This window comes from Kiloniellales bacterium (assembly GCA_030064845.1).
Taxonomy (GTDB): Bacteria; Pseudomonadota; Alphaproteobacteria; order Kiloniellales; family JAKSDN01; genus JASJEC01.
Genome location: JASJEC010000003.1, coordinates 77,552 through 101,078 on the forward strand (window position 1 = coordinate 77,552; position 23,527 = coordinate 101,078).

Annotated in this window: 20 protein-coding genes; 16 read left to right on the forward strand and 4 right to left on the reverse strand. The window is 67.7% G+C overall.

Annotated features, from left to right (window positions below; genetic code table 11):
• Window positions 1–25: 25 nt before the first annotated feature.
• The 3 genes from aroA to QNJ67_01965 are packed head-to-tail and all read left to right on the forward strand — an operon-like array spanning window position 26 to window position 2,415.
• The gene (gene aroA, locus QNJ67_01955; protein ID MDJ0607713.1) at window positions 26–1,396 is read left to right on the forward strand and encodes a 3-phosphoshikimate 1-carboxyvinyltransferase; all 1,371 of its coding nucleotides are present in this window, start codon (window positions 26–28) and stop codon (window positions 1,394–1,396) included.
• The gene (locus tag QNJ67_01960; protein MDJ0607714.1) at window positions 1,365–2,210 is read left to right on the forward strand and encodes a phytanoyl-CoA dioxygenase family protein; all 846 of its coding nucleotides are present in this window, start codon (window positions 1,365–1,367) and stop codon (window positions 2,208–2,210) included. Before aroA ends, QNJ67_01960 begins: the two co-directional genes overlap by 32 nt.
• 10 nt (window positions 2,211–2,220) lie before the next feature.
• On the forward strand, window positions 2,221–2,415 hold the full coding sequence (locus tag QNJ67_01965) for a hypothetical protein (GenBank protein MDJ0607715.1): 195 nt from the start codon (window positions 2,221–2,223) through the stop codon (window positions 2,413–2,415).
• On the opposite strand, the gene QNJ67_01970 is transcribed toward QNJ67_01965, so the two are convergent.
• Window positions 2,416–4,659 carry a DUF3604 domain-containing protein gene (locus tag QNJ67_01970; protein ID MDJ0607716.1) on the reverse strand — a complete coding sequence of 748 codons (2,244 nt, stop codon included), beginning with the start codon at window positions 4,657–4,659 and terminating at the stop codon, window positions 2,416–2,418.
• A 118-nt stretch (window positions 4,660–4,777) separates the two neighbouring features.
• Between QNJ67_01970 and QNJ67_01975 the strand changes: the two genes are divergently transcribed.
• Window positions 4,778–5,062, forward strand: coding sequence for a cupin domain-containing protein (locus QNJ67_01975; protein MDJ0607717.1), 285 nt, complete (start codon window positions 4,778–4,780; stop codon window positions 5,060–5,062).
• Between the two features lie 56 nt (window positions 5,063–5,118).
• Here the strand turns inward: QNJ67_01975 and QNJ67_01980 are convergent, their stop codons facing one another.
• Entirely contained in the window at window positions 5,119–5,904 is a 786-nt protein-coding gene (locus QNJ67_01980; protein ID MDJ0607718.1) for a hypothetical protein, read from the reverse strand.
• A gap of 29 nt (window positions 5,905–5,933) precedes the next feature.
• Here QNJ67_01980 and QNJ67_01985 point away from each other — a divergent pair, with 29 nt between their 5' ends.
• Window positions 5,934–6,572, forward strand: coding sequence for a LysE family translocator (locus QNJ67_01985; GenBank protein MDJ0607719.1), 639 nt, complete (start codon window positions 5,934–5,936; stop codon window positions 6,570–6,572).
• Window positions 6,573–6,692: 120 nt separating this feature from the next.
• Here the strand turns inward: QNJ67_01985 and QNJ67_01990 are convergent, their stop codons facing one another.
• Together QNJ67_01990 and QNJ67_01995 are read right to left on the reverse strand one after the other, a co-directional pair.
• A complete protein-coding gene (locus tag QNJ67_01990; protein MDJ0607720.1) occupies window positions 6,693–7,613 on the reverse strand; it encodes a TauD/TfdA family dioxygenase in 921 nt (306 codons plus the stop codon).
• A gap of 101 nt (window positions 7,614–7,714) precedes the next feature.
• Window positions 7,715–9,703 (reverse strand): FAD-dependent oxidoreductase, encoded by a 1,989-nt coding sequence (locus QNJ67_01995; GenBank protein ID MDJ0607721.1) that lies wholly within the window; start codon window positions 9,701–9,703, stop codon window positions 7,715–7,717.
• A gap of 173 nt (window positions 9,704–9,876) precedes the next feature.
• Here QNJ67_01995 and QNJ67_02000 point away from each other — a divergent pair, with 173 nt between their 5' ends.
• The 11 genes from QNJ67_02000 (at window position 9,877) to QNJ67_02050 (ending at window position 23,379) form a co-directional block, all read left to right on the forward strand.
• The gene (locus tag QNJ67_02000; protein MDJ0607722.1) at window positions 9,877–11,277 is read left to right on the forward strand and encodes a hypothetical protein; all 1,401 of its coding nucleotides are present in this window, start codon (window positions 9,877–9,879) and stop codon (window positions 11,275–11,277) included.
• Between the two features lie 184 nt (window positions 11,278–11,461).
• Window positions 11,462–13,054, forward strand: a complete 1,593-nt coding sequence (locus QNJ67_02005) for a transporter substrate-binding domain-containing protein (protein MDJ0607723.1) — start codon at window positions 11,462–11,464, stop codon at window positions 13,052–13,054.
• Window positions 13,055–13,233: 179 nt separating this feature from the next.
• A complete protein-coding gene (locus QNJ67_02010; GenBank protein ID MDJ0607724.1) occupies window positions 13,234–14,085 on the forward strand; it encodes a hypothetical protein in 852 nt (283 codons plus the stop codon).
• A gap of 355 nt (window positions 14,086–14,440) precedes the next feature.
• Window positions 14,441–15,976: a trimethylamine methyltransferase family protein gene (locus QNJ67_02015; protein MDJ0607725.1), complete on the forward strand. Its 1,536-nt coding sequence runs from the start codon at window positions 14,441–14,443 to the stop codon at window positions 15,974–15,976.
• A 63-nt stretch (window positions 15,977–16,039) separates the two neighbouring features.
• The gene (locus tag QNJ67_02020; GenBank protein MDJ0607726.1) at window positions 16,040–16,990 is read left to right on the forward strand and encodes a dihydrodipicolinate synthase family protein; all 951 of its coding nucleotides are present in this window, start codon (window positions 16,040–16,042) and stop codon (window positions 16,988–16,990) included.
• A gap of 193 nt (window positions 16,991–17,183) precedes the next feature.
• A complete protein-coding gene (locus QNJ67_02025) occupies window positions 17,184–19,184 on the forward strand; it encodes a hydantoinase/oxoprolinase family protein (protein ID MDJ0607727.1) in 2,001 nt (666 codons plus the stop codon).
• A gap of 251 nt (window positions 19,185–19,435) precedes the next feature.
• Complete coding sequence (locus QNJ67_02030; protein MDJ0607728.1) at window positions 19,436–19,786, forward strand: RidA family protein; 351 nt, start codon at window positions 19,436–19,438, stop codon at window positions 19,784–19,786.
• Window positions 19,787–19,885: 99 nt separating this feature from the next.
• Window positions 19,886–20,362 (forward strand): hypothetical protein, encoded by a 477-nt coding sequence (locus tag QNJ67_02035; GenBank protein MDJ0607729.1) that lies wholly within the window; start codon window positions 19,886–19,888, stop codon window positions 20,360–20,362.
• Between the two features lie 81 nt (window positions 20,363–20,443).
• Window positions 20,444–20,896, forward strand: a complete 453-nt coding sequence (locus QNJ67_02040; protein ID MDJ0607730.1) for a DUF4279 domain-containing protein — start codon at window positions 20,444–20,446, stop codon at window positions 20,894–20,896.
• 280 nt (window positions 20,897–21,176) lie between these two features.
• A complete protein-coding gene (locus QNJ67_02045) occupies window positions 21,177–22,433 on the forward strand; it encodes a D-amino acid dehydrogenase (protein ID MDJ0607731.1) in 1,257 nt (418 codons plus the stop codon).
• A 148-nt stretch (window positions 22,434–22,581) separates the two neighbouring features.
• Window positions 22,582–23,379 (forward strand): Asp/Glu racemase, encoded by a 798-nt coding sequence (locus QNJ67_02050; GenBank protein ID MDJ0607732.1) that lies wholly within the window; start codon window positions 22,582–22,584, stop codon window positions 23,377–23,379.
• Window positions 23,380–23,527: the final 148 nt, after the last annotated feature.

Consider the following 23,527-nt stretch of genomic DNA (forward strand, 5'->3'; position numbering starts at 1 on the left):
TTCACCAGGAAAGGGGATTCTTGACGTGACACTACGGATCGCCAGACGAGGCCCGATCGTCGGCCGCTGCGTCGCGCCTGCCTCCAAGCCGGAAACCCAGAGGGCCCTGGTGATGGCGGCCCTGGCGGAGGGCACTTCGCGCATCCGCAATCCGCTCTACTGCCGCGAGACGCGGATGATGATCGACGCCTGCAAGGCGCTTGGCGTCGAGGTCGAGGAGGACGAGAACGAAATCCGGGTGACCGGCCTGGGCGGCAACATCCGCGCGGCGCGGCGCGAGGAGAACACCCGCTACGTCTGGGCCTCGGGCTCCGCGCTGGTCGGCCGCCTCTTCGCCACCATTGGCTCGGCGATGGCCGAGCGCGTCGTGGTCGACGGCAACAGCGTACTCAGGAACCGGCCCTTCGCGCCCCTGTTCTCGGCACTCAAGGCCAAGGGCGTGCACTTCGAGTTCTTCGACGGCGAGGACCGCCTGCCCTGCGCCGCGCTCTCGCGCGAACTGCCCGGCGGCCTCTACAAGCTCGGCACCTCGGTGTCCTCCCAATTCGCGACCGCGCTTATGGTGCCCGCGCCCCTCGCGACGACGCCGACCACGATCGAGCTGAGCGGCACGCCCTACTCGCTCTCCTACATCCGGCAGACCGCCGACATGATGCGCCGCTTCGGCGTAGACGTCGCCTTCAGCGGCGACGAGCGGGAGATCCAGGTCGCCAACGACAAGCCCTACGAGAGCCGGGAGATCGACATCACGGGCGACTACACCTCGGCCTCCTACATCCTGGGCGCCGCCTTCGTCAGCCGGGGCGACATCGTGGTCTCCAACCTCGACCCGCTCAGCCTGCAGGGCGAGCGCGCCATCGTCGACATCGTCGAGGAGTTGGGCGCCCGCATCCAATGGCTGCAGACGCCGCACACCCTGGCGGTCGACTGCACTGCCTTGCCGGCCCGAGTCGACGTCGCCTTCGACCTGAGCGACAGCCCCAACATCCTGCCCACGGTCGCGGCGATCGCGGCGACCATCCCGGGCCGGGTGCGCCTGACCGGGGCGCGACTGACCCAGCACCACAAGTGCCCGCGCATCGACGCCATGGCCACCGAGTTGGCCAAGGCGGGCGTGACGGTCTCGGTGCTCTACGACAAGGAGGGGGCGACCGACGGACTGGAGATCCACGGCCGGGCCCGGCACAACGGGCGGACCAGCTTCTCGAACCATGGCGACCACCGGATCTTCATGTCGCTGGCGCTCTTCGCGCTCGCGTGCAAGGAGCCCTGCAGCTTCGACGAGAGCAACGACACCAGCGACTCCTTCCCGGACTTCTTCAAGATGCTCGGCCTGAAGGGCGGAGCCGACAAGGAATTGGACGATGAGTGGCAGCTTATCCAAAGCGCAGGTTGAGCAGTATCGCCGCGACGGCTTCCTCGCGCCGCTTCCGGGGCTGACCCCGCAGGAGGCCGGCGAGATCCGCGGCCAGGTCGAGGCCTTCGGGCGCCGCCACGGCGTCAAGGAAGCGCTGATCCTGCGCAACAAGGCGCACCTCAAGATGCCGTCGCTGATGCCGGTCATCAAGGACCCGCGCATCCTCGACGTGGTCGAGTCGGTGCTCGGCCCCGACCTCCTCTGCTGGGGTTCCAGCCTCTTCATCAAGGAGCCCGGCGGGCCCGAGTACGTCGCCTGGCACCAGGACTCCTACTACTGGGACATGGACCCGGCCGACGTCTGCGTGGTCTGGGTCGCGCTGATCGAGAGCACCGAGCAGAACGGCGCCATGCGGGTCATTCCCGGCACCCAACTGGTGCCCTTCAAGCCCCACAAGGCCTCGGAGCAGGGCAGCGGCAACATGCTCTTCACCTACGAAGAGGCCGACGTCGAGGTCGATGAGAAAGACGCGGTCTACTGCCTGCTGCAGCCGGGCGAGATGTCCCTGCACCACATGGGCATCATGCATGGCTCGCCGCCGAACCGCTCGAACGACCGCCGCATGGGCTATTCGATCACCTATGTCGCGTCCCACGTGAAGCACCGCGGCAAGCGGGACTCGGCGCTCTTGGTGCGCGGCGAGGATCGCTACGGCTATTACCGGGACGACCCGGTCAGCGCCGAGGAGATGGACCCCGAGGTCTGCGCCTTCATCGACGCGCCCTACGGCGGCAACCTGCCGGCGCAGCTCCGCGCCGAGCGGCCGGACCAGAGCTTCTACCGCAAGGCCTGAGGCCTCCCCCATGAGCTGGCTTCAACGAGCCCGGGCGGCCCTGCGCCGCAAGCTCACCGAGATGGATTGGGCCGAACAGGACGAGGCCCACCTTGCGACCCGAGGCGACCGCCCCTTCCCCGGCTGCCGCCCGGACGCGCCCAACGAGGAACCGCCCGAGGCGCGCGACAACCGCGTGGCCCAGCCGCGCCGCCCTAAGAGCTGATCACCGAAACACGTAGATCGGACTCGACCAGACCAGGTGGCCATCCTCCTGGGTGAGGCAGAGGTAGAGCGCGTTGTCCCGGTCGTCGCGCAGGGCGACCCGGCGCTCGATCCGCACCTCCCGGTGCGGGTTCTCGTCGGGCAGGCGGAACACGCGGACTTGTCTCCGGATGCCGCCGGCCTCGAAGACCCTGTCTTCCATACCGATCTCGGCGATCGGGATCTCGGCCTGGACCAGGGCGGTCTCGATCTTGAGGGTGCCGGCCTTCGGGTCTTCCAGCCAGGCGTCGAAGCCGCCGAAGCCGCCGGTGGTCAGCGCGGTCCATTCCAGGCTGCCGGGGCCGGTCTGTTCGAAGCGCTTGTCCAGGTTGTAGCGGTTGATCGGCGCCAGGCGCTCGAAGCTGTTGCCGGTCAGATCGGCCCTGCCGTCCCAGACGGTCTCGCGGCCCCGGCCGCGGTACTCCGAGCCCTCCCAGAGCACCCGGATGCGCCGGCCCAAGTCGGCCTGCCCAAAGGGCCGGAAGGTCTCGAGGGTCTCGAGGCCGTTGCGCAGCTCGATCCGCTCGACCGGCGCCGCGGCGTGGGCGTCGATGGCCAAGGTGACCGCCGCGTCCGCCGAACGCAGGATGTCGCCCATCATGGCCTCGGTCGCCGGCCGGCTCGTCGTGGGGCCGAGATTGGGGTCCTCGTCGAACAGCTCGGCCGGTGTGTCGAAGACCGCCTTCACGTCCAAGATCATGCGGCAGCCCGTGGTGCCGTAGTGGTGACGCCGGCGCAGGGACTCGAGCAGGCCGTCGCGGGTAAAGGCGGGCGCCAGCATGCAGGTCAGCCCGCCGTAGGCGCCGAACTTGGTCGCGCCGGGGTGGCTCGCGCCCGGCCGGCCCTTGTGGCCGTCGGAGTTCGAGACGATGCCGACCCGGTAGCCCTGCTCCAGCGCGTCCTCGATCAGCCACTCGAAGGTGCCCCAGGCCGAGTGGACCTCGACCGCGCGTTCCAGGCGGATGTCGTGGGCCATCTTGATGTCGGCGTAGCGCCCGCCGATGTGGGCGAAGACCACGCAGTCCGCGTCCTTCAGCTTCTCGAATAGCTGTTCCGCCGAGTTGGCGTCGGTCTCGACGTCCGAGAGGTCGTCGACCAGGGCGTGGGACGAGCGGTGGATCGGCCGGCCCTCGGTCCGGTAGAGCACGTTGCGGTCGCCGCCCAGCCCCGTGTTGCCCGACCACTCGTAGCCCGGGAAGGTGATGAAGCTGTCGTCCTGGTTGAACTCGGCGGTGATCTCGTTCAGCCCGTGCCAGAAAGCCGTGGTGATCTGGAAGTCGTTGCCCTGGTGCGAGACGGCATCGAGGAAGGCCTTGTCGCGGGCGAAGTGGTGGAAGTCCCGCGCCGAGTTGGTGCCGATGGTCTCCTCCGACTGGCCGTGCAGGTCGCCCCAATAGGGCAGAAGCGCAGCCTCCTCGACGGCCCTGAGCGGGTTGGAACGGGCAGCGACGGAGCCGTCCTCGGCCAGAAGCTCGATGGTGAGGTCTCCCAGGGTCTCCGTCTTGAGGTCTTCGAGGATCACGGAGAACGCGCCGGGCTGGAATGTCACGGTCTCGGGCAGGCCGTCGACCGGCTGATTGGACCGGAGCCGGAAGGTCTGATCACAGCGGTCACTCGGGTTGCCCCAGGCGTCCTCGCCCTTGAGGCAGAGGCGGAAGGCCTCGCCGCGCCGCCGCAGGGTCGGCAGGGCCGCCTTCCAGCGCGCCGGCGGGCCCGGCACAATGGCGATCTCGGGCTGGACCGGCAGCTCGACGTAGTTGTAGGTCGCGATCGCGTCGACCAGGACGCGGAACTCGAAGGTGGCCTCGCAGAAGGTCTGGACCCGGATCCCGGGGCCGCCTTCGCGGCGGTCGCCGAAGCGCACGACGATTTGGTCGCCCTCGCGAAGAAAACCGCGCACGACCTTGATGTAGAGCGTCTTGTCCCAGGGCCGGATGTTGCGCTTCATGTCGTATTCGACGTGAAGCACGGCGCCGTTGGAGGCCTCGGCGGTGACGTAGTTGGGCGCCTTGGGATCGGTGAACTGGGGCCTGCCCATGTCGCTGGCGAAGCGGTGGACGATCTTGATCGAGCCCGTGTCGTCGATGCCGAAGAAGCCGGCCGTGTAGGTCAGGGTGAAGGACTGGTAGGAGCCCGCCTCGACCGGGCCGGCGGGCTCGACGGTCGCGCTGCCCATGCGGTCCGGCAGATAGGTCGAATGCGGCATGGGCTTGTCTCCTTCCCTGGACGGCCCTTTCCAGGTACCAGAGGGAGGCGGTGCCAGGCAACGTTGACTGGCTTCCGCCGGCGCAGCAGACTGACGCCAGGCATTGGAGGGTGCAGCCATGACCATCGAAGCCGTGCCCGAGGTCCAGCACGACGACGGGCGGGTCCGGGTGACCAAGTGGAACTTCGCGCCGGGCGCGGAGACCGGCTGGCACCGCCACGAGTACAACTACATCGTGGTGCCCGTGACGACCGGCGCGCTCACCATTGTCAGCGCCGAGGGCGAGACTCGTTCCGAGCTCACCATCGGGCAGTCCTACGCCCGCAAAGTCGGGGTCGAGCACAACGTGATCAACCGCAACGACTTCCCCTTCGCCTTCGTCGAGATCGAGTTCCTGAAATAGCGCTTGTCGTCACCCTCGGGCTTGACCCGAGGGTTCGCTGATCCGACTGGAACTGTCTAGACCTGACAGAGTTCGCCCATGCCCGCCTTGCGAAGACATTCACAATAGGCGCGCACCAGAGCGGTTTGCCTGGCATGTTCACGTTCATGGCCGGGGTTGAACCAGCGAACCGCGACCACCTCGCCCTTGACCAGGACCCTTTGCGCGTAGCCGACCCCGTCCAAGACAAAGGCGAAACACGATGGGGCGTCAACCGCCTTGTCCACGAAGGTCTCCCAAGACGTGAACGGCGCCGGCGCCTCGTAATATCCGAGGTCTCCTTGCAAGTGGACCAGGCGTGACTCGTAGGGACGACGCGGAAGTCCCGCTTTCGCAACAGCATGGAAAACCGATTCCTCGCCCACTACGCCTTCCAGGGATAGAGACTTTGGCCCGAAGCGAAAGGTGACCACTCTTTCGGTCGCGAAACTCGGCAAGATGATGAAGCGGGCGGCGCCGACGACACCGGGGTCCAGAGCGACCTTCTCCAAGGGCTCGAGACCGTAGCAACTCTCAATAAGCTCGCCGGAAACGTAGGTCTCGTAGAATTCCGCCTGCCGCTCGGCCTGGAGCAGGCTTTCGGCGATCTCCGCCCGCCGCTCCTTCAACTCGTCCTCGTACTTGTAGCCCGGGGGTATCAGCCTGAGGAACCTTGGGATCCGATCGACCGGGCGCCATTCATAGTTGGTCCACTTGGAACGGTACTGGGCCTTTGGCCGCACGGTGCCTGCGCGAACGAGCTCGTCGAATTCTTCGAACGTCAGTTCGACCGGTTCGTCTTGGGGTGTCGGCCGGAATTCCATAACGATGCAGTCTATCCTAAGGTAGTCAGATGTTCCCTAGCCCCGAGACGCTCCTGATCTTCCTGGCGGCGGCCCTGGTCGTGGTGATCTCGCCCGGCCCCGCCAACCTCTACGTCGTGGCCCGCGCGATCGGCCAGGGCCTGCGCGGCGGCCTGCTCGCGACCCTGGGCCTGGCGGCGGGCGGCCTGGTCCACGTGGCCGGCGCGGCGCTCGGCCTCTCGGCCGTGTTCCAGTACTCGCCGCTGCTCTACACGGTGATGAAGGTGATCGGCGCCGTGTATCTGGTCTGGCTCGGGATCGGCTTGCTGCGCGCCCGGGCGAGCGGCGAGAGGCCCGAGGCCCTGGCCGGTGCCGCCAAGTCGGACCGGCGCATCCTGGCCGAAAGCGCGCTGGTCGAGATCCTCAACCCGAAGGTCGCGCTCTTCTACCTCGCCTTCCTGCCGCAGTTCGTCGACACGGCGGCGGGCTCGGTCGCGCTGCAGTCGCTATTCCTCGGCGGTCTTTTCACCTTGATGGCCCTGATCTGCGACCTCGCTTATGCCATGGCCGCCGGCCGCGCCGCGGAGACCTTTCGCAACAGCGGAACCGCCCGGCTTCTTCTCGACCGCCTCTCCGGCTCGGCTCTGATCGGAATCGGCGTCTGGATGGCCTCCGGCGCCAGGAGCTAGTCGCGTGCGTTTCGAGGACACGCAGGATCGGGCACCGACCGGACTGGCGCATCATCTTTGAACGACTGTGAACCCCGGTCAGAACGGCTCACACCGTTCGATGGGCGCGAGAGCGGCTGGTCACGCGACCTTCAGCGTTTCCTCGGGGCGGATCGGTCCGTCGTCCGGCGTCACCAGCGACAGACCGTCGCAGTCGCGCGCCGACACGCAGGTGCTGGTCAGGGTGCGCTCTTCCTCCAAGGGCCAAGGGCGCCCGCGATGCATGGTCGCCCGTTCGTCCCAGACAAGGAAATCGCCCGGTTCCCAGCGATGGGCATAGAGATATTCCGGCCGGGTGCAGAACGCGATCAGTTCCTCGGCGAGGGCCCGGGCGTCGTCCCAGTCCATGCCGCGCGCGCCGTAAATATGGTTCGCGATATAGAGGGCTTTTTCCCCGGTCACCGGATTGGGCCAGACGGCGCGCCACGCCTGCCCCTGATAGCGGTTCACTTCCGGAAGGTCCAAGAGCCGCGGGTCGGTGTCGATCCGCGAGGGCAGGATCGAGTGCAGGAACACCGTTGCTTCGGCTCTGTCCTTCAGCGCCTGCGGCAGGTCGTGCCAGGCGGCCCGGGTCGAGACGATTTCCGTTTCTCCCCCGCTCGACGGGACCACATGGGCGGTAATCGCGTTGATCAGCGCCGGTGTGCGCAGAAAGGTGCTGTCCGTGTGCCAGTGCTGGTTGGCGATCAGGTTCAGGACCTGGAGCGATTTCGCGTCTAGGGTCCCTTCGCCCGATTTCTCCAGGTTCGAGAGCTTCGGCACCGGCGGTCGGGCGCGCGGCGCGCTGCCCGCGGCATCGGCGGCCCTGTCTTCCAAGGGCCCGAAGAGAAGCGCGAAGTCGTTATGCGCCTCCGAATCCACCTCCTGGTTCCTGAAGAGCAGGAGCGAGTGCTGCTCGAACAAGGCCCGGATCTGCGGGAAATGCCGTTCTGCGGTGACCTCCCGCAGGTCGATCCCCTGGATCTCTACCCCGAAACGAGGGTGAAGTGGTCTCGTGTCCATGACCGCATCCCACGCGATGGCCCGAACCGGCGGCGCTGTGCCGTGGTGCGGCACGCTAAACGCCTCCTATTCGTCCTGCAACCACCCCCGCCATTCGCTTTCTAAAGGGCCAGGCCCAGCTTCCGCCCCTCGTAGATCGCCAGGTTGGCCTGGCGCGGTGCGACGCAGTCGCCAATACTGCGGACCTCGATTGCGCTGCCATCCAGGGCCTGGTGCAGGGTGGTCTCGGCCTCGTTGGGGGTCGCCAATACCAGGGAGTCGAAGGGCAAGCGCCGCTCGCTGCCGTCCAGCAGGTCGCGAATCGTCGCCGCGTCGCCATGCCACTCGGCCAGGGCGGATTCGGTGAAGAAGGTTACGCCGAGACCCTTGAGACGGCCGCGCAGCGGCCCGTCGACAGCCGTGCGTTCCAGTTCCTTGGCGACCACCGGGGACGGCGTCACCAGGGTGACCGCGTGGCCCTGCTCGGCCAGATGCCAAGCGGTGCCGCTGCCGCGCCAGTTGGCCCCGTCGTCGAGCAGCAGCACGGCCTTGCCGAGGCGCGCCGCGCGGCCCATCACCTCCTCGACCGACCAGACGTTGCCCCGCTCGACGCCGGGCAGGGTCTCGAGGTGGGGCAAGGCGCGCTGGAAGCCGGTCCCGGTCGGCAGCGAGCCGGTCGCCAGGACCACCACGTCGGCGCCGAAGGCCTCGACCTCGGCGAGGTCGAACAGCGGCGTGTTGTAACGGACCTGGACCTGGAGCTTCTCGAGCTGGCCCTGGAACCAGGCGATGAGGTCGAGGATCTGGGCCCGGCGCGGCTGCAGGCCGGCCAGGCGGAACTGGCCGCCGAGCTGGTCCGAGGCCTCGGCCAGGGTCACCTGGTGGCCCCGCTCCGCCGCCACCCGGGCCGCCTCGAGGCCGGCCGGCCCGCCGCCGACCACCAGCACGCGCTTCGGATGCTCGGCGGGGGTGAAGCGGTCGCCGCCCCAGAGATACTCGCGGCCCGACGAGGGGTTGATCAGGCAGGAGATCCAATAGTCGCGGAAGCGCCGGCCCCAGCACATCTGGTTGCACGAGAGGCAGGGCCGGACGTCCTCGGGCCGATCCTCCATGGCCTTGGCCGCCATGTGGGGGTCGGCGATCTGGCCGCGCACGATCGAGACCATGTCGGCCTGGCCCGAACCGATCACCGTGTTGGCGTTCTCCGGCGTGCGGATGTGGCTCTCGGCCTGCACCTTGGCGTGGCTCACCACCCGCTTCAGGGCCTCGGCGAGGTTGGCGCCCAGCTTGTCCTCGTAGACCACCGTGGGGATCAGCTGGGCGAAGTCGAAGTAGCCGCCGGTGCCACAGGTCACGTAGTCCATCAGGCCGCGCTCGTCGTGCCAGGCGACGATCTCCTGCAGCACCTCCAGCGAGTTGGCGACCTGCGCCCCGGTGTCGACCGAGACCGCCAGGCCGATGATGAAGCCCTCGCCGACCAGCGCACGCGTACGGCGGATGATCTCGCTGGAGAAGCGCATGCGCTTCTCGAAGCTGCCGCCCCATTCGTCGTCGCGCAGGTTGGACCAAGGCGTCCAGAACTGCTCGATCAGGCCGTGGTAGTTGGCGAAGAGCTCGATTCCATCGAAGCCCGACTCGCGGGCCCGCCGCGCCGCCTGGACGAAGCTCTCGATCATCTCCTCGACCTCGGCGCCGGTCATGGCGTGGCTGCCGTCGGAGTCGTGGTAGGACGGCCGGCCCGAGGGCGACCAGTTGGGCTCGAAGGAGTTGTCGGCGTCGCCGTGCTGGCCGACGTGGTAGACCTGCTGGATCATCACCGTGTCGTAGGCGTGGCAGGCCTCGGTGATGCGCCGGAAGGCCGGGACGATGGAGTCGTCCTCGTGGCGGAAGTTGCCGCGGGTCAGCACGCCGGTCCGGTGTACGGGTACGGGCTCGACCACGATCATCGCCGCCCCGCCGCGCGCCCGCTCCGTATAGTAGCCCAGGTGCCGTTCGCCCGGCAGGCCGGCCTCGGCCATGTTGGCCGTATGGGCGCCGAACACCAGGCGGTGCTTCAAGGTCTTGTGCCGCAGCTGCAGCGGCTGGAAGAGATGGGGAAAGAGTTTCGACATGGCCCCTGGCGCCCTCCGCCCTGGTTTAGGGGCAACGTTAGACCCTTCGGCGGGCGGCGCGCAATCGCGTGCCTCACCGGTCATCACATCTCGGTTATGAAGCCCTCCCCCGCCTTTCTTCTTCGGCCGAAGCCCGGTAGTTAGCGCCGCTCGGTCCGAGATGGAGAGGTTGCATGTCCGATTCTCTGCTGACCCTGTCGGTGGTCACGGCTGTCGTCGCGCTCGCGAGCTTTCTGCTCAGTCCCCGCGCGCGGGGCGAAGGCGCCTTCTTTCGCGGCACCGCGGTCTCGGGGGCGGCGCCGGGGGTGCTGGCACTCACTTTCTCCCAGGTCACGACCTGGATCTTCGCGCGCTCGATCATGAACGCGGCGATCCTGGGCTACTTCTTCGGTATCGCCGGCGCCCTGGCCTACGCCGCCTACTACCTCTCCTTCGTCACCGGCGCCTGGATCATAGCGGGCATCCGCTTCCGCCACGGTTTCGGCAGCGTGCAGGCCTTCCTGGAGGACCGCTTCGGCACCGTCGGCACCTCGAGCTACAACCTCGTCGTCGGGCTCCGCCTGCTCTCGGAGGTCTTCGCCAACCTGCTGGTGATCGGGCTGATCTTCGGGGGGACGGAGACCGGCGGCTACACCGCCGCCATCGTCATCGTCGGCACGCTGACCTTCGGCTATGCCGCCGTTGGGGGCTTGAACGCCTCGATCCGCACCGACGTGTTCCAGCTCGGCGTCTTCCTCCTGGTGCTCGCGCTGCTGTTGGCTTTCGCTTTCGGCGCCGGGGGATTCGACCTGCCCGCCTTCGCTCTCTCCTCGCCCGAAGCGAGCAACGCCGGCTGGGTCCTGCTTATGGTCGCCCTGCTCCAGGTCTGGAGCTATCCGCTGCACGACCCGGTCATGATGGACCGGGGCTTCATCGCTGACGAGCGCACCACCCGGGCGAGCTTCTATCACGCCGCCTGGATCGCCTTCGCCTGCATCCTGGCTTTCGGCCTGCTCGGCGTTTGGGCCGGGCTCAACGCGCTTGAGGGCGAGGGCTTCGTGCCTACGCTGACGCGGCTGATCGGCGAGTGGCCCATGCTGCTCTTCAACATCGCGCTGGTGGTCTCCTGCATGTCGACCCTGGACTCGACCTTCTCGAGCACGGCCAAGCTGGCCGTGGTGGACACGGGGCTGGCGCGCCCGACGGTACGGAACGGGCGCATCGCCATGTCCATTTTCCTGCTGGGCGGCCTGGGGCTGGTCTTCCTCGGCTCCAAGGATCTCTTCGACGCCGTGGCGGTCTCGGGCACGGCCTCTCTGTTCCTCGCCCCGGTGGTCTTCTTCTCGATCTGGCTGGGCCGGCGGGACGTGCCGGTCTGGAGCTACCTGGCCGCCTTCCTCGCCGCGCTGGCCGCCGCAGCGCTCTACTTCACCGACACGGCGGGCTACACGACGGTCATGCAGAGCCTGACCGGGCTGGAGCACAAGTACAGCCACCTGCTGGTGCTCTGCCTCGGCGCCCTCGGCATCGGCTGCGGCGCCTTCGCGCTAGGCATCCTGACCGCTTCGAAAGAACTGGCCGGGGAAACCGCCTGACACGAAGAGATCGGGCAGCCGGGACCGGCGCGGCGCCAGGAGAGTCACCGCTCCTCGTGAACCAGGCCGGTGCGGGTCAGGACGCGGGCCCGCGCGCAATTCCCGTTTGCCGCGAGCGAGACTTCTCCTATCCTGCCCGAAAGGGCGCAGACCCTTAGGCTCGGCAAGCTAGGAGTAGGAGACAATGAGAAAAGCTGTCCCGATCGCCGCGCTGGCGGCGGCGGCGCTTCTCGTTTCGAGCCTTCTCTGGTTTTTCGGCGGCGATTCCCAGGACGGTCCGACCAGCGGTCCGGGCGACGGCGCGCGGGACAGAGTCGTGGTCGCGGCACCGGCCGGGACGCAGGTCTCGCAAGGCAAGACCGCCGCGCGGCCGGGCGCGGTTCTTCTCGCGGACGCGGAAGTCGAGACCGGGCGCCACGAAATCCTGGAGCACGTCTTCGAGGAATGGCGGGGCGACCTGGACGGCATGATCGAGCGCGGCTTCGTGCGCATTCTGACCGTGCACAACCCGCTCTTCTTCAGCTACGACGGCGTCCATCAGCGGGGACTGACGCACGACCTCGCCCGGGCCTTCGAGAAGCACCTGGCGAAGGTGCACAAGGCACCGCGCGGCCGGCTCAACGTCGTCCTGATACCGCTCGCACGCGACGAGCTGCTGCCCCACCTGATCAGCGGCAAGGGCGACATCGTGGCGGCCAACCTGACGATCACGCCGGCGCGCCGGAAGCTGGTCGACTTTTCCGACCCGATCTATCCCAACGTCCGCGAACTGGTGATCACCGGCCCCGGCGCACCGGACATCGCGAGCCTGGACGACCTGACCGCCACCGAGATTCACGTCCGCAGGTCCAGCAGCTATTTCGAGCACCTCTCGGCGATCAACGAGACGCGGCGCGACGACGGCCAGAAGGAGATCCCGGTCGTGGCCGCCGACGAGCTGCTGGAGGACTACGACCTGCTGGAGATGGTCAACGCCGGCCTGGTCCCGGCGATCGTCGTCGACAGCCACAAGGCCGCGCTCTGGGCCCAGGTCTTCGACGGCATCACGGTGCACGAGGACCTCGCCGTCAACGAGGGCGGGTCGATCGCCTGGGCGATCCGCAAGGACAGTCCGCTGCTGATGAAAGCGGTCAACGACTTCGTCAGAAAGGCGAAGAAGGGCACGCTGCTCGGCAACATCCTGATCAAGCGCTACTTGAAGTCGGCCGACTGGATCGACAATGTCCGCGCGGGCAAGGCGCGGGAGCGCTACGAAGCGGTAACGGCGCTGATCAGGACCTATGCCGGGCGGTTCGACTTCGACTGGCAGATGATCATGGCCCAGGGCTACCAGGAGTCGAAGCTCAACCAAAATACGCGGAGCAAGGCAGGGGCGGTCGGCATCATGCAGGTGTTGCCGACCACGGCGGCCGACCCCAACGTGGGCGTGCCGAACATCGAAGACCCGGAATCCAACGTCCACGCCGGGGTCAAGTATCTCCGCTTCCTGCGCGACCGCTACTTCAGCGACCCGGAGATCGCGCCCCTGGATCAGGTGCTCTTCTCCCTCGCGGCCTACAACGCGGGGCCGGCAAACATCGCCAGGGCGCGAAAGCGGGCCCGGAAGATGGGCCTCGACCCCAACCGATGGTTCGGCGAGACCGAGGTCGCCACCGCGAAGGCGGTGAGCCGCGAGCCGGTCGTCTACGTGCGCAACATCTACAAGTACTTCATCGCCTACAAGCAGATCGCCGGTATCGAGCGGGCGCGCGCGAACGCGAACGGGTCACAGGAATAGCCGGCGCCTTCGACCCCTTCCCCAGGGTCTGGAGCAGGTTTCGGCGACCTAGACTCTTAAGTGTCTGAATTTCCGCAACTTATCTATTCCACCCCGAATGGCGAAAAGCCAGGGCTAGCGAAATCGTAAGAGTTTCCGCCTATCCCCGGCTCTCGGAAGCTACCGGCGGAGAAACCGACATGGCCCAAATGGAAGCGGATCGCTTGGCCGAGCCCGGCATCACAGGCGGACCCGTAGAGGAACCGTCTCCCCTGCGACGCCTTCTGCAGCGGATCGGGCTGATCATCAACCTGAAGGCCCTGTTCGTCTGCGGTCTCGCCATAATGGCTACGCTGGCATGCCGCCACTACGGCCTTATCGCCGATTATCCGCTCACCCTGATCGCCACGGCCATCATCTTTCCCATCGTCTTCTCGATCAGCGGCGCCTACAAGCGCCGGGAAACCGCGCTTTACCACTACGGGCAGATCAAGGCGCACGGCCGCGCCATCTACTTCGCCGCGCGCGACTGGCTGGCCGACAGCGATCCCGAGACGCTGCGGGAAGCCGGCGCGCTGCTCGGCGGCTTCTTGGCGGACTGCCGGACGCTGTTCGCCGGAACACGCCAGGAGATGGTTAGGAACGAGGACGCCGTCTACCGCGACCTGTCGCGGCTTTCCCTCTTCATCAAGACGCTGCGGCAGAAAGGGCTCGCCACCGGTGAGGTGTCGCGCTGCAACCAGTATCTCTCGAAGATCGTCGTCTCCTTCGAGACGATGAAGCACATCTACCAGTACCGCACACCGCTCTCCCTGCGCGCCTACAGCAGCATCTTCATCTTTATCCTGCCGGTTCTCTACGGGCCCTACTTTGCCCATCTCGCCACGGAGTACTCGCCCGGGCTCGAATTCATGATGCCAGTGCTGTTCAGCCTGATCTTCGTCGGGCTGGACAACATCCAGTCGCACCTCGAGAACCCCTTCGACCAGCTCGGCGAGGACGATATCGCCATCAACGCCGAGAAGTTCCGCGAACGCCTGGAACTGGAATAGGGCGGCGCCCGCCACCTGCAAGGGCAAACCGCTGTGATGCGCGCCCAGAGCCCTTTGACCCGGGTCATACGCAAGCTCCGGCCCCTGCTCTCCTTCAAGGGTGGGTGAGCGCTGTCGCTGCCGGGATACTGGCATGGCGAGAGCGCAATATCCCGGCCGCCCGCCGGATGGTAATCTCTGGTTGACTAGAGCAGATCCGGATTTGACTGAATCGCCGGAGGCGATCCATCAAACCCGGTGAATCTGCTCTAAACCTAGGATGTAGAGCGGATTCACATGTTTGGTTGGCAACCACGAAGTGGTTCCATCTAAACATGATCCGCTCTAAGGCGAAGAGGTTCGGGAGGAGCGCGACATGTCGAGCGAACAAGTCCGCCGTGGCGGGCGCCAGGCGCGGCGCGCGGCGCGCCTGGCGGCACCGGCCGTCTCCCTGCCGACCCTGGTGCGCAACGTCCCGGTCTATGAGGTGCTCGACGAGGAAGGCGTCGAGCTGATCCACGACGCCTCCATGCAGATCCTCGAGGAGGTCGGCATCGACTTCCGCGACGAGGAGGCGCTGGCCACTTGGCGGGAGGCGGGCGCCAGGACCGAGGGCGAGCGGGTCTATCTGGACCGGGCCCTGGTCATGGAGCTGGTCGGCAAGGCGCCCGCGGAGTTCGACATTCAGGGGCGCAATCCGGACCGCAAGATCCGGGTCGGCGGGCGCAACATGATCTTCGTGCCGACCTACGGCTCACCCTACGTGCTCGACCTCAACGAGGAGCGCCGCTACAGCCGCCTGGAGGACCTCAACGCCTTCCACAAGCTCGCCTACCTCTCGCCGGCGCTGCACATGACCGGCGGGATCATCTGCGAGCCGGTGGACATCCCGGTGGCCAAGCGGCACCTGCACATCGCCTACTCGGCCCTCGCCCACTCCGACAAGCCCTTCATGGGCGCCACCACGGCACGCGAGCGGGCCGAGGACACGGTCGACATGGCCAAGCTCGTGTTCGGCGACGACTTCGTCGAGAAGAACACGGTCATGGTCTCGGTCTGCAACTGCAACTCGCCGCTGGTCTGGGACTCGACCATGCTGGACGCGGTCAAGGTCTATGCCCGCCACAACCAGGCGGTCATTCTGGCGCCCTTCGTCATGGCGGGCGCCAGCACCTCGGCCAGCACCGTGGGCTCGGTCGCCCAACTCAACGCCGAGGCGCTGGCGGGGATCGCCTTCTCCCAGGCGGTGAGACCCGGCGCGCCGATGATCTACGGCAACTTCCTGGCGACGGTCTCGATGAAGTCCGGTGCGCCCATGGCCGGCACGCCGGAGATCAGCCTGATGAACTTCATGATCGGCCAGCTCGCGCGGCGCTACAACTTGCCCTGGCGCTCCAGCGGCATGGTCAACGGCTCGAAGCTGGTCGACGCCCAGGCGGCCTACGAGTCCTCCATGACCATGCAGTCGGTGCTGCTCTCGGGGGCCAACTTCGTCTTTCACGCCGCCGGCTGGCTGGAAGCCGGGCTCACCGCGAGCTTCGCCAAGTTCGTGCTCGATGCCGAGCAGATGGAGATGTACTACCGCTTCGGCCAGGGCGTCGACCTGAGCGACCTGGGCGACGCTATGGACGCCGTGCGCGAGGTCGGGCCAGGCGGGCACTTCCTGGGCACGAAACACACGCGCGAGCATTTCAAGGACGCCTTCTTCATGCCCGAGCTGCTGGACAACAACAGCTTCGAGCAGTGGTCGGTCGAAGGCGCGACCGACGCCAATGACCGGGGCCTGGCCAAGGCCCGGGAGCTGCTCGAACGCTACGAGGCCGAGGCGCCGACCCTCGATCCCGAGATCGACGAGGCCTTGAAGGCCTTCATCGGCGTGCGCGAGGCCGTGCTGCCCGATCAGGTCAGCTGAATCCCCTTGCCGCCGCCAGCCTTCCCGTCGTAGGACAGCCCGTCCCGCTGAGGAGGTTCGCCCATGTCCACGACCGAAACCGCAACGCTCGACCGCGTCTCCGCGCAGGCGGCCGAGGGCCTCTGGTCCCCCGCCCTGACCCCGATCGACGGCGAGCTGCGCCCCGACACGGCGCGCTACACCGCCCACCTGCACCGCCTGCTTGAGAACGGCTGTCACGGCGTCACGGTCTTCGGCACCACGGGCGAGGCCACCTCCTTCTCCGCCGAGGAACGGGAAGCGGTGCTGGAGGCGGCCGTCGCGGCCGGCATCCCGCCGGCGCAGATCATGGTCGGCACCGGCTGCGCGGCGCTCAGCGACAGCGTGCGCCTGACCCGGCACGCGCTCTCCCTCGGCTGCACCCAGGCGCTTATGCTGCCCCCGTTCTACTACAAGGGCGTGAGCGACGAGGGCCTCTACGCGGCCTTTGCCGAGACGGTCGAGCGCGTCGGCGACGCTGCGCTCAAGGTCTATTTCTACCACTTCCCCAAGCTCTCCATGGTGCCGATCACCCACGCCGTGATCGAGCGGCTGATGAAGGCCTATCCGGGCACCTTCGTCGGCCTGAAGGACAGCTCGGGCGACGCCGAAGGCTGCGCCGCCTACATCGAGTCCTTCCCCGATCTCGCCGTCTTCCCCGGCACCGAGACCCTGATGCTGGACATGCTGGAGAAGGGCGCGGCGGGCTGCATCACCGCCTCGGCCAACGTCAACGGGCCGGCGATCCGCCGGGTCTGGGATGCCTTCAAGGCCGGCGACGAGGCCAAGACCGAGCACCAGGCGGCGATCACCGCCCTGCGCCAGATCCTCCAGGCCAATCCTATGATCCCGGTGATGAAGCACATCCTGGCGTCGTCCCTGGGCGACCCGGCCTGGAACGCCCTTCGCCCCCCGCTGACCCGCCTCCCGCTGGCGACGGGCGACGCGCTCGACGCCGAGCTCGCCAAGTTCGGCTACCGTTTCCCAGGCGGCTGAGTTGGCCGAGCCGACGAAACCCTCTCCTCTTGGGAGAGGGTGGCGAAGCGCAGCGGAGCCGGGTGAGGGCCAGTTGGTTCGTGGCAACCGCGACGCTGGAAGACAACTCGCCCTCACCCTCCCAACGCCTGACGGCGTCGGGCCCCTCCCTCTCCCAGAGGGCGAGGGGCCAACCTCTAGCCCCTAGCGTCACGTGCCTCTCCGCCTCGGCATCGATACCGGCGGCACCTACACCGACGCGGTCCTGTTCGATGAGGACCGCGGCGTGGTGGCGGCCGCCAAGGCGCTGACCACCAAGCACGACCTGGCGATCGGCGTCGCCGAGGCCATGACCGGCGTGCTGGCCCGGGCCGAGGAAGAGATCGCCATGGTCGCGCTCTCGACCACGCTGGCGACCAACGCCCTGGTCGAAGGGCACGGCAGCCCGGTCTGCCTGCTGCTCGCCGGCTTCGACGCAGAGTCCCTGGAACGCTCCGGCCTTGGCCGCGCCATGGCGGGCGATCCGGTCGTATTCCTCCAGGGCGGGCACCAGCCGAGCGGGGACGCGCAGGGTCCCCTCGACCTCGCCGCCGCCGAAGCGGCGATCGCCGCGCACGCGCCCAAGGCGGCCGCCTTCGCCGTGGCCGGCTACTTCGGCGTACGCAACCCGGCCCACGAGATCGCGCTGCGCGATCTGGTGCGCGAGCGAACCGGCCTGCCGGTGACCTGCAGCCACCAGCTCACCAGCAAGCTCGACGCCCCGCGCCGCGCCATGACCACCGTGCTCAACGCCCGGCTTATCGCCCTGCTGCAGCAGCTGATCCTGGCGGTGCAGGACCAGCTGGCCGAGGCCGGGATCGAGGCGCCGCTCATGGTGGTGAAGGCCGACGGCTCCCTGATCGCGGCCGCGGCGGCCCTTGAGCGGCCGATCGAGACAATCCTCTCGGGACCCGCGGCCAGCCTGATCGGCGCCCAGGCCCTGTGCGGCGCGGGCGACGTGGTGGTTTCCGACATGGGCGGCACCACGACCGACATCGCGGTGCTCGCCGACGGCCAGCCCGCGCTCAGCCCCGACGGCGCCCAGGTCGGCGGCTGGCGCACCATGGTCGAGGCGGTCTCGGTGCACACGCTCGGCATCGGAGGCGACAGCGAGGTCCGGCTCGACGAGCGCGGCGCCCTGCTGGTCGGCCCCCGCCGGGCCGTTCCCCTGGCGCTTCTGGCCCAGGACAACGGAGCGGTCCTCGAGGCGCTGCGGCGCCAGGCGGCGGACGGCGCGTCCGGCCTCGCCTTCAAGGACGCGCTGGCCGGGCGCTTCGCGCTGCGCCTGCGCGCGCTCGACACCGAGGCCGGGAGCCTGAGCAGCGGCGAGCGGGAGATCTGGCGCCGCCTCGAGGCGGGCCCGGTTGCGCTGGAGGAGCTGCTGGCGAATTCCTACCTCAAGGCGCCGCTGGACCGGCTGACCGACCGGGGCCTGGTCATCCTCTCCGCCTTCACGCCGAGCGACGCCGCCCATCTGCTCGGGCTGCATGCCCAGTGGAACGCCGAGGCGGCGCGCCTGGGCGCGGCGATCTGGCTCTGGCGACTGGGTCGATCCCGGCTGGAGAGCTTCGCCGACCCGGAGGCCTTCGCCCGCCGCGTCTTCGACCAGGTCCTGGTGCAGAGCGGCAGAGCGCTGGTCGGCGCCGCGCTGGCCGAAGCCGGCGAGCCCGGCCTGGACGACGCGGGGCTGGTCGAGCGGGCCCTCATGGCGCCGGAGCGCAAGGCGCGCGGCGGCGTCGACTTCGCGGTCAAGCTGGGCCGGCCGGTGGTCGCCGTCGGCGCGCCGGCCGCGACCTACTACGGCGCGCTCGCCGACCGCCTCGACACCGAGATCATCGTGCCACCCCACGCCGAGGTGGCGAACGCCGTCGGCGCCGTCGCGGCCGGTGTCGTGCAGCGGGTCGAAGCCTTGATCACCTCGCCGGAGGAGGGCCGCTACCGGGTCCACCTGTCGAGCGGGCTGCGCGACTTCGGCCAGCTCGAAGGCGCCACCGCCTACGCCGTGGAGGAGGCCCGGCGTCTCGCCGGGGCGGCGGCGGAGCGCGCCGGCGCGGCGCGGTCGGAGGTCAAGATCGCCCGCAAGGACGTGGTCGCCGAGGCGGCCGACGGGCGCGAGGTCTTCTTCGAGACCCGCATCACCGCCACGGCCTTCGGCCGTCCCGCTCTGGCGTCCTAGAGTGGGTTATGTTCGGTGACCCGCTCTCGGGTCTATCGGCGCGAGGCCCTACCCCTTCCCCCTAAATGTCATGGCCGGACTTGATCCGGCCATCCAGGAGCAACAGCAGCCGGCGTCGCAGCGGCCCCCGGATGCCCGGATCAAGTCCGGGCATGACATGTTGTTGGGAGAATATGTCACCGCTTCGCCATCGACCGGCCGGCGGCGCTTGGGCTAGTCTCGACCCGAATTCCTAAACAGGGAGGAAGCCCATGACCATCGAACGCCGGCACGTCGCGACCCGCATGAGCCAACTGGTGATTCACGGCGACACCATCTATCTCGCCGGGCAGGTCGCGCAGAACAAGCCGGGCGCCCCTGTCGCCGAGCAGACGGCCGACATCCTGCAGGCGATCGACGCATTGCTCGCCGAGGCGGGCAGCGACAAGTCCAAGATCCTCTCGGCGACGATCTGGCTCTCCGATATCCGCGGCTTCCAGGAGATGAACGAGGTCTGGGACGCCTGGGTGCCCGAGGGCAACGCGCCGGCGCGGGCCTGTGTCGAGGCCAAGCTCGCCGCGACCAAGTTCACCGTGGAGATCGGCATCGTCGCGGCTCGGTGATCGCGAAGCCCGCAACGGCGGGATGGACGTGACGCGCCGCTCGTAGCAGTTAGCGAGGGCGAGTTTCACGTCGGGCATAGAAGGGAGGGCGGAAGGACCATGTGGCGAATTCTTTGCGCGGCGCTCGTCCTGCTCGCGGCCTCGGCGCAATCCGGGAATGCGGCGCAACGCTCCCTCGCCTTCGTGCAGAACGACGGCACGCTCAAGATCCGCGGACAGATCTTTCACCTCTACGGGACCTTCCAGCCGCCGACCAACCGGACCTGCCGCTTCCAGATCAGGCCGCTGCGCTGCGCGCCCCGTTCGGTCGAGGCGCTGCACTTCCGGGTCGACCGGATGGTGACCTGCGAGAAGGTGAGCCGGAACCGGGACCGGAGCTACAATGCCTTCTGCTACGTGCGCGACGACGGCGACCCCTTCGGCCCCATGGTCGACCTGGGCGCCTGGCTGATCTACCAGGGCTGGGCCGTGGCCACGCCCGACGCCCCCTTCGAATACACCGCCTATGAAAGTATCGCCCGCAAAGCGGGCCGCGGAATCTGGGGCTTTCAGGTGGACACCATCACCAATCGTTAGGGTCTACCTTCTAGTTTCGAACCGAGAGTGCATCCGCACGGTCTCAGTTCCTGGAACCAATCGATAACTTCTGGTGATTTCATGCAAGGCGATGAGCTTTACGGGATCGGGATCCAATTGTGGATCGTTGGTTTCGACTGCGATCCCGATGAAATCTCCAAGCACCTCGATCTGCAGCCAACCCGAATAGTGCGAAAGGGGCAGAGCTTTCCACCGCCTCGCGATCCGCGGCATAGGGCAAAGCTGAATCTCTGGGCTCTGACACCTGAGATCGCGTTGTCTGATCCTTTGTCTCATTGCATTGAAGTAAGCCGACTCCTCGAGCCCCTGAGAGCGGCGCTGGAGCCAAGGCTCGACCGACTGGCGACCTTGCCATCCTGCGCCGCCAACTCGCCTCGCATCAGCATCTACGTGAGTCCGTGGGAGATCACACCGTCCTTCGAGTTCACGCCGGATGACTTTGATTTTCTCAAACGACTTGGTCTCCCTTTCGAGATCGACATCCAAAACTACGGACCCGAAGAGGACGAGTAGCACCCCCGGTGTCGGCGCTTAGGAATGTCGACGCCGGCAGCAGCCTGACAGATGGCGCCAAGGCTCGAACGAAGGCATCTGGGACCTTCCGGTCGATGGCCGCACCGCCAAGCCCTTGCCCCCTCACCCTCCCACTTCGCGGGTCCCTCCCTCTCCCCCTGAGGGGGAGAGGGCCGGGGTGAGGGGATCGCCTAGGCAGGGACTTCAGCAGTCTTCAAGCCGGTCGCCAAGCGGCCGCGCCTCGCCTAGAGTGCTCAGTCAGAACAAGGGAGGCGCGGCCATGAAGGTGCTGGTCATGGGCGCCGGCGTGATCGGCGTGACGACGGCCTACCGCCTGTTGAAGGACGGCCACGAGGTCACGGTGATCGAGCGCAACGCCACCGCGGCCGAAGAGACCAGCGCCAACAACGCCGGCCTCGTCGCGCCGGGCCACGCCTACGCCTGGTCCTCGCCCAAGGCGCCGATGATGCTCTTGCGATCGCTGTGGCGGGACGACCAGGCGCTGCGCTTCAAGCTGCGTCCCGACCCGCGGCTGTGGCACTGGTCCTGGCTGTTCCTCCGGCAGTGCACGGCGGAGCGGGCGCGCCTCAACACCCTGCGCAAGCACCAGCTCTGCCTCTACGCCCAGGGCGCCCTGCGCGAGACCGTCGCCGAGACCGGGCTGACCTACGACGGCGCGCAGAAGGGCCTGCTCTATCTCTACCGTTCGGCCGAGTCCTTCGAGCGCGGCGCGGCCAGCACCGAGATCCTGGCGAACGACGGGCAGGAGCTGCGCGCCATCGACCGCGACGAGGCCGCCCGCATCGATCCGGCGCTGGCGCCGGTGAAGGAGAAGTTCGCCGGCGCGGTCTACTGCCCGACCGACGAGAGCGGCGACTCCCGGCTCTTCACCCTCGGCCTCGCCGAGCGCTGCGTCGAACTGGGCGGAACCTTCCTTTACGAGCGCAGCATCACCGGCTTCGACACCGAAGGCGGCCGGATCACCGGCGTGCGCACCAAGGGTGGCACAGGCGGGGGCACCGAGACCGCCGACGCCTACGTCATGGCGCTCGGCCCGCAGAGCCCCCAGCTGGCGCGCCAGCTCGGCGTCAACTTGCCGATCTATCCGGTGAAAGGCTATTCGGTCACCCTGCCGGTCGCCGGGCGCAACAATCCGCCGACCGTCGGCGGCGTCGACGAGGACAACCTGGTCGCCTACCTGCGTATGGGCCAGCGCCTGCGGGTCACGGCCACGGCCGAGTTCTCCGGCTACGACCTCTCCACCAAGGCCTCGGACTTCGACGGGATGCTGGGCGTCGCCAAGGACATCTTCCCGGAAGGCGCCGACTACGCGCGGCCGACCTACCGCGCCTGCCTCAGGCCCATGACGCCCGAGGGCACGCCGCGCTTCGGCCTCGGCCCGCAGAGCAATCTCTATTACAATGCCGGACACGGCCACATGGGCTGGACCATGGCGAGCGGCGCCGCGCGGATCACCGCCGACCTGATCGCCGGGCGCCGGCCGGAGTTCGATATCACGGGCATGACGCTGCAGTAGAAGCCGCGGCGCAGCGGCTAGCCGGCACCATCACCCTTCGACAAGCTCAGGGTGAGGGACGTATGTTTCAGAGAGATTCCCTCATCCTGAGCTTGTCGAAGGATGACGGCGATCAAGGGCGCAAGAGCCTGAGCCATTGGAGGCGAGAATGAGCACCACTTTGACCCTCGACCAAGGCGCCGAGGGCCTGATCGAGAACCGGCGCAACATTCCCTTCGAGACCGACGAGGGCATCGCGGCGCGGGCCGCCATCGGGGTCATCGTGCTCGGCTCCGACAACACGATCGAGTACGAGTTCCGCCGCCTCATCGACCTGCCGGGCGTGGCCTTCTTCGAGAGCCGCATCGCCAACGACCCGACCATCACGCCCGAGACGCTGAAGGCCATGGAGGCCGGCCTGGAGGAGGCCGCCGGCGTGATCCTGCCCGGCGTCCCGCTCGACGTCATGGCCTACGGCTGCACCTCGGGCGCCATGATGATCGGCGACGAGAAGGTCGCCGCGCAGATCCACAAGGCCAGGCCGGGGATCGCCTGCACCAACCCCATGGTCGCCGCCTGCGCCGCCTTCGAGGCGCTGGGCTGCCGGCGCATCGCCTTGCTTACCCCCTACCTCGACGAGATCAACCAGGCCATGCGCGCGCGCATCCTGGAGGGCGGCTTCGAGGTGCCGGTCATGGGCTCGTTCAACGAGCCCGACGACAACAGGGTCGCGCGCATCTCTGCGGCCTCGCTGCGCGCCGCCGCGGTCGACCTCGGGTCCTCGGATCAGGTCGACGCGGTCTTCGTCTCCTGCACCTCGATACGTCTGGCAGACGGCATCGAGGAACTGGAAGCCGAGCTCGGCAAGCCGGTGACCTCGAGCAACCACGCCGTGGCCTGGCACTGCCTGAGGCTCGCAGGAATCCAGGACAAGCGCGACGGCTGCGGGCAGCTGTTCCGGGTCTAGGTAAAGGCCTCGCCGTAGAGCGGCGTCAAAGGGATCTATTTGGAACGTCTTGGCTTAGCCAAGACCGGAAATTAGCGGTGCCCTTGCGGCAAAACCATAGCAAGTCCACGAGTGCAACATACGAAAAAGGGCGAGAAAGATGACAAAT